General features: G+C 58.9%; 7 protein-coding genes, 2 rRNA genes and 1 pseudogene. 1 reads left to right on the forward strand and 9 read right to left on the reverse strand.

Annotation, left to right across the window (positions count from 1 at the left end; all coding sequences use genetic code 11):
* The 8 genes and pseudogenes from CUU80_RS07040 to CUU80_RS07085 all read right to left on the reverse strand — a co-directional run.
* Positions 1-392: ribosomal RNA gene (locus CUU80_RS07040) — 23S ribosomal RNA — on the reverse strand; the annotation flags it as partial.
* 473 nt (positions 393-865) lie between these two features.
* Positions 866-2392, reverse strand: a 16S ribosomal RNA gene (locus tag CUU80_RS07050).
* A 635-nt stretch (positions 2393-3027) separates the two neighbouring features.
* Positions 3028-3720: a 50S ribosomal protein L1 gene (rplA, locus tag CUU80_RS07060; RefSeq protein WP_100496618.1), complete on the reverse strand. Its 693-nt coding sequence runs from the start codon at positions 3718-3720 to the stop codon at positions 3028-3030.
* A 15-nt stretch (positions 3721-3735) separates the two neighbouring features.
* Positions 3736-4167 (reverse strand): 50S ribosomal protein L11, encoded by a 432-nt coding sequence (gene rplK / locus CUU80_RS07065; RefSeq protein WP_003829785.1) that lies wholly within the window; start codon positions 4165-4167, stop codon positions 3736-3738.
* 321 nt (positions 4168-4488) lie between these two features.
* Positions 4489-6504, reverse strand: coding sequence for an ABC transporter ATP-binding protein (locus CUU80_RS07070; protein ID WP_100496619.1), 2016 nt, complete (start codon positions 6502-6504; stop codon positions 4489-4491).
* Complete coding sequence (locus tag CUU80_RS07075; protein WP_243388696.1) at positions 6501-8300, reverse strand: ABC transporter ATP-binding protein; 1800 nt, start codon at positions 8298-8300, stop codon at positions 6501-6503. The genes CUU80_RS07070 and CUU80_RS07075 overlap by 4 nt, the downstream gene beginning before the upstream one ends.
* Positions 8301-8473: 173 nt before the next feature.
* A pseudogene (locus CUU80_RS07080) lies at positions 8474-8920 on the reverse strand (MarR family winged helix-turn-helix transcriptional regulator); the annotation flags it as partial.
* Positions 8921-9124: 204 nt separating this feature from the next.
* Positions 9125-11377 (reverse strand): exo-alpha-(1->6)-L-arabinopyranosidase, encoded by a 2253-nt coding sequence (locus tag CUU80_RS07085; protein ID WP_100496622.1) that lies wholly within the window; start codon positions 11375-11377, stop codon positions 9125-9127.
* 239 nt (positions 11378-11616) lie between these two features.
* Here CUU80_RS07085 and CUU80_RS07090 point away from each other — a divergent pair, with 239 nt between their 5' ends.
* Positions 11617-12219, forward strand: coding sequence for a TetR/AcrR family transcriptional regulator (locus CUU80_RS07090; protein WP_100496623.1), 603 nt, complete (start codon positions 11617-11619; stop codon positions 12217-12219).
* A gap of 118 nt (positions 12220-12337) precedes the next feature.
* Here the strand turns inward: CUU80_RS07090 and CUU80_RS07095 are convergent, their stop codons facing one another.
* Entirely contained in the window at positions 12338-14692 is a 2355-nt protein-coding gene (locus CUU80_RS07095; RefSeq protein ID WP_100496754.1) for a glycoside hydrolase family 3 N-terminal domain-containing protein, read from the reverse strand.
* Between the last annotated feature and the right edge of the window lie 173 nt (positions 14693-14865).

The following is a 14865-nucleotide window of genomic DNA, read 5'->3' on the forward strand; positions in this document are numbered from 1 at the left end:
CCATCACCCTCTACGGCCCGGCATCCAATCCGGTTCCCCTGACACACGGCTTTATAACTGCCGGCCGACGCGTCGGCGCCGGCACGCATGCTCCCACAACACCCCACACGCAACCCCCGACGGGTATCGCACGCATGAGGTTTGGCCATCATCCGCTTTCGCTCGCCACTACTCACGGAATATCCTTTCCTGCAGGTACTGAGATGTTTCACTTCCCTGCGTACCCCCCGCCCGAAGGCGGTGCCAACCCATGACGGCTGGCGGGTTCCCCCATTCGGAAATCCTCGGATCAAAGCCCGCTTGGCGGCTCCCCGAGGCCTATCGCGGCCTGCAACGTCCTTCATCGGTCCTGTCTGCCAAGGCATCCACCACACGCCCTTGCAAGCAACACGGCCACACGGCCATATAACCGGCAAGAATCAATATTCAAATCTAGCGAATTCCCAGACGACACATCACAACACATCAAAAATGATCACACTAAACGATCGAACGAACACAAAAACCACAATGATCTTCGAGTTCGAATCGAAATCGACAGCAAAAGGAAGAAACCACAATGGCTCCTCCAATTGCTCGCGTCCACTATCCAGTTCTCAAGCCACCACGCACCCACCGGAAACGACCACGCCGGAACCAAACCGACGGGCCGAACCCATGGGGCATCGAATCGCACCGAGACCACAAGCCTCGGGGTGGCGATCCGGGAGCCCAAAAGCGCATCCGCACCACTCCACGGCCATCCCACGACGGACAAGCCGAAAGCCCATGAAATCTTCCACACCAGCAACCGGAAACCAACCGGGAACCTCCCGGCCGTCCGGCCCACACCGGCTCGCGAACACGAGCCTGAAAAACTCCGTAGAAAGGAGGTGATCCAGCCGCACCTTCCGGTACGGCTACCTTGTTACGACTTAGTCCCAATCACGAGCCTCACCTTAGACGGCTCCCCCCTCCGAAGAGGTTAGGCCACCGGCTTCGGGTGCTGCCCACTTTCATGACTTGACGGGCGGTGTGTACAAGGCCCGGGAACGCATTCACCGCGACGTTGCTGATTCGCGATTACTAGCGACTCCGCCTTCACGCAGTCGAGTTGCAGACTGCGATCCGAACTGAGACCGGTTTTCAGGGATCCGCTCCAAGTCGCCTTGTCGCATCCCGTTGTACCGGCCATTGTAGCATGCGTGAAGCCCTGGACGTAAGGGGCATGATGATCTGACGTCATCCCCACCTTCCTCCGAGTTAACCCCGGCGGTCCCCCGTGAGTTCCCGGCATAATCCGCTGGCAACACGGGGCGAGGGTTGCGCTCGTTGCGGGACTTAACCCAACATCTCACGACACGAGCTGACGACGACCATGCACCACCTGTGAACCCGCCCCGAAGGGAGGTGACATCTCTGCCACTGTCGGGAACATGTCAAGCCCAGGTAAGGTTCTTCGCGTTGCATCGAATTAATCCGCATGCTCCGCCGCTTGTGCGGGCCCCCGTCAATTTCTTTGAGTTTTAGCCTTGCGGCCGTACTCCCCAGGCGGGATGCTTAACGCGTTGGCTCCGACACGGAACACGTGGAACGTGCCCCACATCCAGCATCCACCGTTTACGGCGTGGACTACCAGGGTATCTAATCCTGTTCGCTCCCCACGCTTTCGCTCCTCAGCGTCAGTAACGGCCCAGAGACCTGCCTTCGCCATTGGTGTTCTTCCCGATATCTACACATTCCACCGTTACACCGGGAATTCCAGTCTCCCCTACCGCACTCAAGCCCGCCCGTACCCGGCGCGGATCCACCGTTAAGCGATGGACTTTCACACCGGACGCGACGAACCGCCTACGAGCCCTTTACGCCCAATAATTCCGGATAACGCTTGCACCCTACGTATTACCGCGGCTGCTGGCACGTAGTTAGCCGGTGCTTATTCAACAGGTACACTCACTTAACGCTTGCTCCCTGCTAAAAGAGGTTTACAACCCGAAGGCCTCCATCCCTCACGCGGCGTCGCTGCATCAGGCTTGCGCCCATTGTGCAATATTCCCCACTGCTGCCTCCCGTAGGAGTCTGGGCCGTATCTCAGTCCCAATGTGGCCGGTCGCCCTCTCAGGCCGGCTACCCGTCGAAGCCACGGTGGGCCGTTACCCCGCCGTCAAGCTGATAGGACGCGACCCCATCCCATGCCGCAAAAGCTTTCCCACACCGCCATGCAGCAGTGTGGAGCATCCGGCATTACCACCCGTTTCCAGGAGCTATTCCGGTGCATGGGGCAGGTCGGTCACGCATTACTCACCCGTTCGCCACTCTCACCACCAAGCAAGCTTGATGGATCCCGTTCGACTTGCATGTGTTAAGCACGCCGCCAGCGTTCATCCTGAGCCAGAATCGAACCCTCCACAAAAAACTTAGCGAAGAGAACCATAGATGACTCTCAAAATTAAGAAAAAGACGAGCAATCCTTTTAAGGAAAAGGACACACTCACAAAAACCTCGTCCCGTTTCAACCAACCAAGGACCCGACCACGAAACAGGCCGGGCACGAGACAAGCTGGCAATCATTGACTATAAAGAAGTAGTACAAACACGCTCTTGAGTTCTCAAACCACCACCACACCAGCAGACAGGACCCCGAACCATCAGGGGCAGAAGCCCGCCGTGCCGAGCGGCAACAGATGAATAACTTACACGCAAAACCACGAACACGCAAACCAAGGCACACGAAAACACGCCAAAACGTTGCAACGCCGGCGTTCCCTCGGCGTGTCGAAATTTGATGAACCCACGCCTTGATCGCTACATTACGCCTGTTTCCCACGCCAACAGGAACCGACACCGAATATCCGACGGCGTGTCATAACAATTCACGCCACGTTCAACTCCATTGTTCTTCCATGAATGCCACAAATGTATTCCGCACCGACTTTCCCGCTCCGGTAAGTAACTCTGGCCATGCAAGCAACTGTGCACAATACAAAAAGGGACCTTCCCAATTGGGAAGATCCCTTAATAGCTTTCAGCTTATTCAGCTAGCCTCGCTCAGGCCAGGATGCTCGGATCAACCGGCACGCCCGGGTTCATCGTGGAGGTGATGGTCGCCTTAGTCAGGTAACGGCCCTTCACGGTGGACGGCTTGAGACGCTTGACTTCGTCAGCCACAGCCTTGAAGTTCTCGTCCAGAGCAGCCTCATCGAAGCTCAGCTTGCCGATCAGGAAGCTCAGGTTGCCGTTCTTGTCGACACGGAACTCGATCTTGCCGCCCTTGATGTCCTTGACAGCCTTGGTGACATCCATGGTCACGGTGCCGGTCTTCGGGTTCGGCATCAGGCCACGCGGACCGAGCACACGACCCAGACGGCCAACCTTGCCCATCATGTCCGGGGTGGCAACCACGGCATCGAAGTCGAGGAAGCCGCCCTGAACCTTGGCGATCAGGTCGTCATCACCGACGATATCGGCACCGGCCTCGGTAGCTTCGGTGGCCTTCGGGCCACGAGCGAACACGAGGACCTTAGCGGTCTTACCAGTGCCGTGAGGCAGGTTGACGGTACCACGCACGAGCTGGTCAGCCTTGCGCGGATCAACGTTCAGACGGAACACAGCTTCGACGGTCTGGTCGAAGTTGTAGGAGGGCATGCTCTTCAGGAGAGCGATGGCCTCGTTGGCGGTGTAGAGGTTGTTGCGATCGACGCGCTCAGCGGCTTCGCGGTACTTCTTGGAACGCTTTACCATCTGTCTATCTCCTTATCAGTCCGTAACCGTGATGCCCATCGAGCGAGCGGTGCCCTCGATGATCTTCATGCCGGCCTCGATGTCGCGAGCAGACAGATCTTCCATCTTGGTCTCAGCGATTTCGCGAACCTGCGCCTTGGTGACCGAGCCGACCTTGTGGGTCAGCGGGTTCTCGGTGCCCTTCTCGATGCCAGCAGCCTTCTTCAGCAGGGCTGCGGCCGGCGGGGTCTTGAGAACGAAGGTGAAGGAACGATCCTCGTAAACGGTGATCTCGACAGGGATGACCTGACCCATCTTGTCCTGTGTCTGGGCATTGTAAGCCTTGCAGAAGTCCATGATGTTCACGCCATGGGAGCCGAGGGCCGGACCCAGCGGCGGGGCCGGGTTGGCCTTGCCTGCCTGAATCTGCAGCTTGATCAGCGCTGAGACTTTCTTCTTGGGAGCCATAATATGGTTCTTCTTTCTATAACGCGGTTCAAATGGTCGCCACCAGCAACCTCTTGCCTACGCATATGCGGTCTTGACTCGTTATTTATCCGCACATATGTAAGGTTCGAAGCCACGAGTGGTCTCCTCCCGCAACTTATATTGCTGTGCTGTGCTAGCGGGTCTTCCCTCCAGACACAAGCTTTCCTATTATGCGGAGATGAGTGGACAATATTGGTCACGCAAAAATGTCAAAAGCTCTCCCCGTCAATCCGGTTGACCGAGGAGAGCCTCAGCATATTCTTACGACAAGATCAGCTTGACCTAGCCAAGCAGTCCGTATTACTCCAGTTCCACCGCACCTGTGTACAGCTGGTAATACTCGCCCTTCTGCGCGATCAGCTCATCATGCGAGCCGCGCTCGATGATGTTGCCGTGGTCGAGCACCATGATCACGTCGGAGTTGCGCACGGTGGACAGACGGTGGGCGATCACGAAAACCGTACGGCCCTTCATCAGCGCATCCATACCAGCTTGCACCACTTCCTCGGTGCGAGTGTCGATCGAGGAGGTTGCCTCATCGAGAATCAGGGCCGGGGAATCGGCCACTGCGGCGCGTGCGATGGAGATCAGCTGGCGCTGGCCTTGGGACAGACCTGAACCATCACCTTCGAGCACGGTCTGATAGCCCTGCGGCAGCATGCGAATGAAGCCGTCCGCGTTCACCAGTTTTGCCGCCTCGATGCATTCCTCATCGGTGGCGTTCAGACGGCCATAACGAATGTTGTCCATCACGGTGCCGGTGAACAGGTTCACGTCCTGCAGCACGATGCCGAGCGAACGGCGCAGATCAGGTTTACGAATGTTCTTCACATCGATGCCGTCGTACAGAATCTGACCTTCCTGAATATCGTAGAAACGATTGATCAGGTTAGTCACCGTGGTCTTGCCGGCACCGGTGGCACCGACGAGCGCCATCTTCTGGCCGGGTTTGGCGAACCAAGTGATGTCGTGCAGTACAGGCTTGTCCGGATTGTAGCCGAACGTCACGTTGGTGAAGCGTACATCGCCCTGCAGCAGCGTCAAGCGGCCGTCCGGTGAGGTAATCGCCTGTTCCTTGGCTTTCAGCGCCACTTCACGGGCGGCCCCGTGCAGCTTTTCGGCGGCCTTCAACGAACGGGTACCGTCGTCACCGGCTTCACGCTTCCACGCCCAATGACCAGTCTCATGATCGACTTCCGTCATCGTACGACCGTCTTCGCCAAGCTCCACGTTGACCAAAGTCACCGTGCCATTATCGGACTCGACGGTCTCATCCATCAGCGCGAAGATGCGGGAGGCACCGGCGAGCGCCATCATCACCATGTTGAGCTGCATGGACACCTGACCGAGCGGGTTGATGAACGAACGGGACAGGGTCAACAGGGAGATCAGCGTACCGAGGGTCAGCTGACCAAAGCCGTTCAATCCCACGTTGCCCACGCCGGCGAGCGCCATGGCACCGCCCACGATGGCGAGCAGGATGTAAAGCATGTAGCCCATGTTGCCCACCACTGGCATCGTGACGTTGCCCCAGGTGTTGGCTTCGGCGGAAGCCGCGAACAGTTCCTCGTTCTTCTCGTCGAAGGTCTTCTGCGTGGCGTCTTCATGGTTGAAGACCTTGATGACCTTCTGCCCGTTCACGGATTCCTCCACGAACGCGTTCACATCACCCAGCCACTGCTGCTGCTTGACGAAGAAGCGACCCGCGCGACCGACAATCGCCTTGACCACGAAGAACAGGCCCACGGTGAACAACAGCACGAACACGGTGATCGGAATGGAGAGCCACAGCATCGAAATCACAGCGGCGATCGCGGAGATGGCGGAGGCGAACATCTGCGGGAAGGACTGGGAGATGGCCTGGCGCAGCGTATCCGTATCGTTGGTGTAGCGGCTCATGATGTCGCCGTGTTCGTTGGTGTCGAAATAACGGATCGGCAGATGCTGCTGGTGGGCGAACATGTCGTCACGAATCTTCTTCAGCGTGCCCTGCTCGACGGTGACGATCAACCATTGCCACAGCCAGCTGGCCACAATGCCGGCCACATACAGGCAGCCCATCAGAGTAATCGCTTGCAGCAGCGGACCCCAGTCCGGATTCTCGGCCCCTACCATCGGCAGAATGTAGGTATCAATCAGTGATTGGAGGAACAGCGCGGAGCCGGCTTGGGCGGCGGCACCGACGAGGATGCACACCACAATGGCCACCACACGCCACTTGTATTGCATGATGTAGCCGAAGATGCGCTTGGTGGTGCCGGGGGCCGGCTTGCCCATGGCGGGCTTGCGGTTCTTGAAACTTTGCTTGTCGCTCATCGTGTCTCTCCTTCCTCTGCTGCGTTCTTGATGTTCTCGGCTTCCTTGGCTGCGGCCTGTTCGAGCTCGGACTGGCCCGCCGCCGTGTTCTTGGTTTGCGATTCGTAGATGGAACGGTATTCGTCGCAGGTCTTGAGCAGTTCGTCATGCGTGCCGCGGGCCATGATGCGGCCTTCGTCCATGACCAGAATCATGTCGGATTCCTGCACCGAGGCCACACGCTGGGCGATGATGATCTTGGTGGTGTCCGGAATCTCATGGTGGAAGGCTTCACGAATCAGCTTGTCGGTTTTGGTGTCGACCGCGGACGTGGAGTCATCCAGAATCAGGATCTTCGGCTTCTTGAGCAGCGCACGCGCGATGCACAGGCGCTGGCGCTGGCCGCCGGAGACGTTGGTGCCGCCCTGCTCGATGTAGGTGTCGTACTTGTCCGGGAATTCCTGGATGAAGCCGTCGGCCTGCGCGAGCTGGCATGCGTGGCGAATCTCCTCATCGGTGGCGTCCGGGTTACCCCAGCGCAGGTTCTCTGCGATGGTGCCGGAGAACAGTACGTTCTTCTGCAGTACCATGGCCACCTGGTCACGCAGAACTTCGAGATCGTACTCGCGCACGTCGCGACCACCGACCTTGAGCGAGCCAACGGAGACATCGTAAAGTCTGGGGACCAGCTGCACCAGCGAGGACTTTGCGGAACCGGTGCCGCCGACGATGCCCACCGTTGCGCCGGAGGGGATGGTCAGGTTGATGTCGTCAAGCACCGGCTTTTCGGAACTGTCGGAATAGCGGAAGGTGACATCGTCGAATTCGATGGAACCATCGGCCACGTTCTTGACCGGGTTCTCCGGATCAACCACCGTGCTCTTTTCCTGCAGCACCTGGCAGATTCGTTCGGCGGAAGCCTGGGAGATGATGAACATGACGAAGATCATCGACAACATCATCATGGCCATCAGAATCTGCATGGCGTAAGTCACCAGTGCGGTCAGATCACCGGTGGTGAGTCCCAGTGCGGCATTGTTGCCGGAGGCTACGATCTGCTGGGCTCCCATCCAGGAGATCAGGATCATCGAGGCGTAGATGCAGAACATCATGATCGGGCTGTTGAAGCTCATGATGCGCTCGGCGAGCGTGAAGTCCTTGAAGATGTGCTTGGAGATGCGATCGAACTTGTGGATTTCGAAGGATTCGCGGTTGTAGGACTTCACCACGCGGATGCCTTGCAGGTTCTCATCCACCACGTTGTTCAACGCGTCGTAGGTGTGGAACACACGCTCGAATACCGGGTGCACCAGCACCGCGAGTCCACACAGGCCGATGGCCAAGATCGGGATGCAGGCGAGGAACACCATCGAAATCGACGGGCTGATGCGGAAAGAGAAGATCCACGCCACGATCACCATGATCGGGGCGCGTACGCCCATACGCACCATCATGCCGTAGGCCATCTGCAGGTTGGTCACGTCAGTGGTTAAACGGGTGATGATGGAGCCGGTGGAGAAGCGGTCGATGTTGGTGAAGCTGAATCGCTGCACCTGTTCGAACTGGTCTCGGCGCAGGTTCTTGGCAAAGCCTGCCGCTGCGATGGCGGCGTACTTTCCGGCCAGGAAGCCGCAAGCTAGAGAGACAAGGGAACAGACCAAGAGAATCAGGCCGAATTTGATGATGGCGGGCATGCTGCCGCCGGTAATGCCCTGATCAATCAGGGTGGCCATCACCGTAGGAATCACGATTTCCAGAATGGCTTCGATGAACACAAACAACGGAGCCAGCAGACTTTCCCTGGTGTATTCGCGCATCGATCCGGCCAGTGTGCGGATGATGTGCTTGGGGCGCTCCGGCTCGACGGCTTTGCGCGAACGTTCGATGGCCGCCTCGGTGGCGGCTGCGCTGTCTTCCGCCGTCACATTGCCGGCTGCGGCATTGCGCTTGGCTGCGGTATCGCTCATTTATTCTCCTCCTTCATATCGCGTTCGTATTCTCGTTGTGCGGCATCGATGTTCGCTCGCATGCGTCTGACGCAATCGCGTAAAGCTGCTTGCTCTTCCGAGGACAGCCCTTCGACCAACAAACGTTCCACACGCTCGCCGTTGGCTTTGAGGTCGGCCACGATGGAATCGGCCTTGCTGGTGAGCACGATGCGTTTGAGTCTGGCATCATGGGCCACCGGCTCGCGCACGATCAGGCCTTTCTTCTCCATCAGCGTCAATACGCGGGACGCTGTAGAGCGGGTGATGCAGAATTTCTGTTCGATGGTGTGCTGATAGACGTCCCGTCCACGGTTGCGTGCCAGGAAGATGATGATATGGGCGTTGCCGCCGGTGGCCATACGGGCTGACTCCGGCATGCTTTCGCCTAGATATCGATCTACGGCTTTGCTCAGTGAACGCATTTCGATACTGAGGGCATGATGATCCACGGCTCTCCCCCATTTCGCTTGCTTACTGCTGTTTCTGCCCGACAGTTGCGTCGCATCTGCAACTGTTGTATATGCAACGAAACAGTGTAATACGTACCACATACAACAGTTGCACATGCAACAATCAGCGTGTCGCGCATCACAGCACATCGCAAAAGGCTCCCCTCTACCGATTCATAGAGGGGAGCCAAATCGTACGTTCTTTTACTTGTTCAGTTCGGCGTAACCATCGAGCAGGAACTTGGTGACGTCCTTGCCGGCTTCGCCCATCAGCGTGGGCAGCGAATTGATCGGCATGGAGTTCAGGAACATACGCATCATGGCGTTATCGGTGAGTTTCGGCAATTCACCCCTCTCGCCGGCCGCAACCAGATCGTCGACTATTTTGGAGCCCACCGGATCAGCGGACCATTCGCCGAACGTGGACCATTCGGTCAGCGGCTGTGTTTTGCCGTCGCCGTCGAGCTCCACGCTCACCGTTGCGGCAATGTCACGAGAGCTCACACCGACTTCAATGTCGTATTCGCCGGCCTCCACATGCCAGTCGTTGAACTTCTCGGACCAGTAGGCGAACGCACGCTCGCCAAGGTCGACGGTCACGGTCTTGGACTCGCCGGCTTTCAGGAACACCTTCTCGAAGCCCTTGAGCTCGTGTACCGGGCGAGCCACGTCCGCCTTGCCCGGAGCCACGTAGATCTGCACGGTTTCGGCGGCGTCCACTGCAGAGGTGTTGGTGACGGTGGCGGTCACGGACGCGGTGTTGGCGCCGGTCTTGGCGGCAGAGACATTGGAGACCTCGAACGTGGCATAGCTTAGACCGTAGCCGAACGGGTAATCGACGGCCTTGTTGTAGGTGTCGTAGTAGCGGTAGCCGACGAACACGCCTTCACCGTAGTCCACATGGCCTTCCTCGCCCGGCCAGTTAAGCATGCTCGGGTCATCGTTGATATCCAGCGGAATGGACTGGGCGAGCTTGCCGGAAGGACTCACCTTGCCGAAGATCACGTCGGCGAGCGCCGGGCCACCAGCCTGCCCAAGCAGCCAGGATTCCAGAATGCCCTTGGCGTACTTGGCCCACGGATGTACGGAGACCACGGAACCGTTGGAAAGCACCACGGCCACGTTCGGATTCACGTCGGCAACCTTACGAAGCAGTTCGATCTGCTTGGCCGGCATGTCGAGGTTTTCGCGATCGAAGCCTTCGGATTCGGCGGCTTCCGGGAGTCCCAGGAACATGAGCACCTTGTCGGCCGTCTTGGCGGCCTCAATGGCCTCGGCTTCCAGAGCTGGGTCGGCAGGCTCAAGATCGAGCGTGAAACCGGGGGCGAAGCTGGCCTCGACGCCGCGCTCGGCGAGGGTGTCGAGGAAGCTGGTCATCTTGGTGGGGGTGATGTGCGAGGAGCCGCCGCCCTGATAACGCGGGGTGCGGGCAAATTCGCCGATGACGGCGATCTTCTCGTGAGCGTTCGGATCAAGAGGCAGGATTGACTCATCGTTCTTGAGCAGCACCATGGATTCCACGGCGGCCTGATGGGCCACCTCATCGTGCGCATCCACGTCGAAACGGTAGCCGTCGATGCTCATGGCGGCACGGGCCTTGTTCGTCAGGTCGATCATGCCCTGGGCCATGCGGTCGAGCTGGGCCGGGGCGATGCGGCCGTCACGGGCGGCGTACACCACCTGATCGTCGGTGTAGCTCGGCGGCATTTCGAGGTTCAAACCGGCGTTCAGGGAAGCCACGCGGTCGTGGTCGGCACCCCAGTCGGACATGACGATGCCTTCAAAGCCCCATTCGTCGCGCAGCACGTCGGTCAGCAGCCAATGGTTCTGGGCGGAGTGGACGCCGTTGATGCGGTTGTAGGAGCACATGATGGTCCATGGCTGGGCGGTTTTGACGATGTGCTCGAAGGCCGGGAAGTAGATTTCACGCAGGGCTCGCTGGCTGATGCGTGCGTCAACGCGCAGACGGTCGGTTTCCTGATTGTTGGCGGCGAAGTGCTTCAGGGAGGTGCCCACGCCCTTGGACTGCACGCCGGCAACGATGCCGACCGCTTCATGACCGGCCAGATACGGGTCTTCGGACCAGTATTCGAAGCAGCGACCGCCGAGCGGGTTGCGCTTGATGTTGACGCCGGGGCCCAAGATCACGGCCACCTTCTCCTGAACGCATTCCTCGGCCATGGCTTCGCCGACCTGGTGGATGAGCTCCGGATTCCACGAGCTGGAGAGTCCTGCTGCCGGCGGGAAGCAGGTGGCCGGCACGGAGTCGTCCAGATCGGTTTCGCCGGTGCTGGAGGCCAGGGATTTACGAAGACCGTGAGGTCCATCGGTGATCATGTAGCCGGGAATGCCTTTGGACTCGACGCCCTGCAGATGCCAAGCGTCACCGCCGGAGGTGAGGGACGCTTTCTCTTCGACGGTCAGGTCTTTGACGGAAGGGTAAGTCTGTTCGCTCATGGGAACCTCTTTCTTCGAGTATGTACGTCAGCGACTGTGTTTGCGGTTCGGCAACGGGAGTTAACGATTTGAGATATCGAACGTTATGGAATGCCGGACTTCTCGCTCGATGAAATTCTTCCGCGAATTCCAAACCGTTTTCCCTTGACTAACCGATCGGTAGGTAGATTATCAAATCTAAAATCACAACACGCCAGAATCATTTGAAAACACTACTAACCGACCGTAAGGTTGCCTTCATGAGCAGCACCTCCCCCAATACGCAAAGCGATGATCGCCGCAATGCCATCATCGAAGCCACCGTCGAATCCTTCGGCAAGCTCGGCTACTACGGCACTTCATTGCAGCGCATCGCCACCGAAGTGGGACTCACCAAAGCTGGCGTACTGCACTATGTAGGCAGTAAGGAAGGCCTGCTCGAACTGGTGCTAAGCGAGGTATACGACCGCGAGACCATCGACGTCATGGCTGCGATGATCGGCGAAGACCGTCCGCTCATCGCCGATATGTGGCGCAGAATCGTACAGATCAACGCCAAACGCCCAGCACTGGTACATATGTTCTCCACGCTGAGCGCCGAGGCCTTGGATCCCGAACATCCCGCACATGCCTACTTTGTCGACCGCGAGCGTCAAACCGTCGCCAATGCGCTGAACATCAACTGGTGCGTACCGGGCGGCGTGAACGTGGAACATGTGCTGCAAGCTGGATTTTCGATGATGGACGGCATTCAGCTGCGCTGGCTGCGCACACCCGGACAAAATCTTATGGACATGTGGGACGATTGTGAAAACGTACTTATGCCATTGCCCACGTGGGACGGATACCGACGCAACCATTAAGACAACGTCCGAACCATTGGACCGCGGGAATAAACCGTCCTGCTTCTGCAATAAAAGAAATGTTCCCGCCTCATATGGAGACGGGAACAAGAGATATCGGACCGGATAACCGCGAGACTTATGCCACAGTGAAGGTGGTGCGCTTCAGGTCTTCGCGGCGAGACGAATGACCGATGAGCAGTTCGAATTCGCCGGGCTCCACGATGCGGTTGGCTTCGGAATCCACGATGGTGCAGTCGGCCACCGGGATATCGAAGGCAACGGTCTTGGTTTCACCGGGGTCGAGCGTCACGCGCTGGAAGGCCTTCAGTTCGCGGTCGGTCCAGCTGTAGGAGGTCACGACGTCGCCGATGTAGGCCTGTACGACCTCGGTGCCAGCACGATCGCCTGTATTGGTCAGGGTGATTTCGGCGTGCACGGTGTCGGATTCGGCGAAAGTGCCGTCGGTGTTTGTCGCACCGCCGGTGATAACCGGTTCACCATACTCGAACGTGGTATAGCTCAGCCCCTCGCCGAAGGCAAATGCCGGATCCTGGGTGAGGTCAGCGTAGCGGTCACCGTGCTGGCCGCGCACCTGGTTGTAGTAGACCGGCAACTGGCCGGCATGACGCGGGAAGGTGACGGGCAGACGACCGGACGGGTTGGTCAGGCCAAAGATGATTTCGGCGACGGCCTGGCCGCCCTTCATGCCCGGGTTGGCGGCCCACAGAATGGAGCCGGTGCCAGTTTCGGGGTCGCTCACGCGCTTGGCGAATACGCCGTTCTCCCCCACGATGGAGGCGGGCAGAATCTGCGGCTTGGAGCTTATCAGCACAGTGACCATCGGCTTGCCGGTTTCCTTGGCCACGGCTGCGAGTGCGTCGAGCAGCGCGTTCTGACCGCCGAGCAATTCGAGGGTGGCGGTGGAGCAGGTTTCACCGGTGAGCTGGACGGTATCGCCCACTACGGCCACGATCAGGTCGGACTGGCGAGCGTTGGACACGGCTTCGTCGAGCATCGCCTGGTCGACGGCGGCAGAAACACCGATCTTCGGACGAGGCTGGCCATCCGGATAGAGTTCGCCGGCCGGATCGGTGACAAGGTCCACGATGTTGGCACCACGCGAATACACAACCTCAGTGCCATCTGCGGCAAAGTGCTTGATGCCGTCGAGCACGGTGGTGATCATCTCACGCGGCTGGCCATCCGGCATCCAGGAAACCTGTCCGGAGTTGCCGGTCCAGTCGCCGAGCTGGTTCTGCGCATCGTCAGCCAGCGGACCGACCACGGCGATGCGCTTGGCCTTGCTCGCCGCGAACGGCAGGCTACCGTCGTTGCGCAGCAGCGCCACGGCTTCGCGGGCAAGCTCCAGGTTGATCTGTTGATGCGCTTCGGAGCCGATGACGGTCTTGATGCGTTCAGCATCCGGCAGACGCGGGTCCTCGAACAGACCGAGACGGAACTTCAGCGCCAGAATGCGTGCGACAGCCTCATCGATCAGGGACTCGTCCAAGAGGCCGGTCTTCACGGCTTCGATGGCACCCTCATAGAACTGCGGGGTGGTCATGACCAAGTCGTTGCCGGCCTTGACTGCATCCGCAGCGGCATGCACATAATCCGGCTTGACCTTCTGCTCCCATACAGAGCGGCCCACATTATCCCAGTCGGTGATCAGCGTGCCGTTGTACTTCCATGCGCCGCGCAGCTTGTCAGTCAGCAGCCACTTGTTGAAGGTGACCGGCACACCGTCGATGGATTCGTAGCCGAGCATGAAGGTACCGCAGCCTTCCTTGGCCACGCGCTCGAACGGCGGCAGGAACCAGGATTCAAGCTTGCGATGAGACAGGTCCGCCTCGGAGGCGTCGCGTCCGCCTTGGGTTTCGGAGTAGCCGGCGAAGTGCTTGGCACAGGCCAGAATGGCGTCCTTCGGCAGCTCCTCACCGGCCTTGGCACCGCCCTGATAGCCCTTGACCATGGCGGAGGCGAGTTCGCCGATCAGCATCGGGTCCTCACCGAAGGTTTCATCCACACGGCCCCAGCGGGTGTCGCGCGCGATGCACAGCACTGGGGAGAAGGTCCAGTGCACGCCGGTGCAGGAGACCTCTTCAGCGGTGGCACGGCCCGCTTGACGCACCTTTTCGGCATCCCAGCTCAATGCCATGCCAAGCTGCGAGGGAAAGATCGTGGCACCAGGCCAGAAAGAGTAGCCGTGGATGCAGTCGTCGCCGATGACCAGCGGAATACCGAGGCGGGTTTTCTCGTTGACGGTCTTCACGGCACGTGGCAGGTCTTCCGGGCTGGTGTGCAGGATGGAGCCGACGTGCTTGTTGACAATCAGGTCATCCAAGTCTCCACCTCGGGCGTCGAGCTGCATCATCTGGCCGACCTTCTCCTCCAGCGTCATACGAGAGAGCAGGTCGGCAATGCGCTCGGAGGCGGACAGGTCAGGGTTCTTGTAGGGCAGGGTTGCTACGGTTGCGGTGGTTTCAGCCATGGCGGTTTCGCTTTCCTCGATGAAATCGAACATCTTTAATTACCAATTGGTAGTTTAACGCGACATACGGCGCAACACGCGGAAAACACAACATAAAGCGTCATGGAATTTCAGCAAACAGTTACTCAGTATGCGCCATAACACAGCACCCGCATACTTAGAGCCGGTTGAGC

Source organism: Bifidobacterium scaligerum (assembly GCF_002802865.1).
GTDB classification, from domain to species: domain Bacteria; phylum Actinomycetota; class Actinomycetes; order Actinomycetales; family Bifidobacteriaceae; genus Bifidobacterium; species Bifidobacterium scaligerum.

What these genes read in the sequence shown, in the direction of transcription:
- rplK (WP_003829785.1), bottom strand. Translation starts at nt 4,167, where the DNA reads ATGGCTCCCAAGAAGAAAGTCTCAGCGCTGATCAAGCTGCAGATTCAG.
- CUU80_RS07090 (WP_100496623.1), top strand. Translation starts at nt 11,617, where the DNA reads ATGAGCAGCACCTCCCCCAATACGCAAAGCGATGATCGCCGCAATGCC.
- CUU80_RS07075 (WP_243388696.1), bottom strand. Translation starts at nt 8,300, where the DNA reads ATGCGCGAATACACCAGGGAAAGTCTGCTGGCTCCGTTGTTTGTGTTC.
- CUU80_RS07095 (WP_100496754.1), bottom strand. Translation starts at nt 14,692, where the DNA reads ATGGCTGAAACCACCGCAACCGTAGCAACCCTGCCCTACAAGAACCCT.
- rplA (WP_100496618.1), bottom strand. Translation starts at nt 3,720, where the DNA reads ATGGTAAAGCGTTCCAAGAAGTACCGCGAAGCCGCTGAGCGCGTCGAT.
- CUU80_RS07070 (WP_100496619.1), bottom strand. Translation starts at nt 6,504, where the DNA reads ATGAGCGACAAGCAAAGTTTCAAGAACCGCAAGCCCGCCATGGGCAAG.
- CUU80_RS07085 (WP_100496622.1), bottom strand. Translation starts at nt 11,377, where the DNA reads ATGAGCGAACAGACTTACCCTTCCGTCAAAGACCTGACCGTCGAAGAG.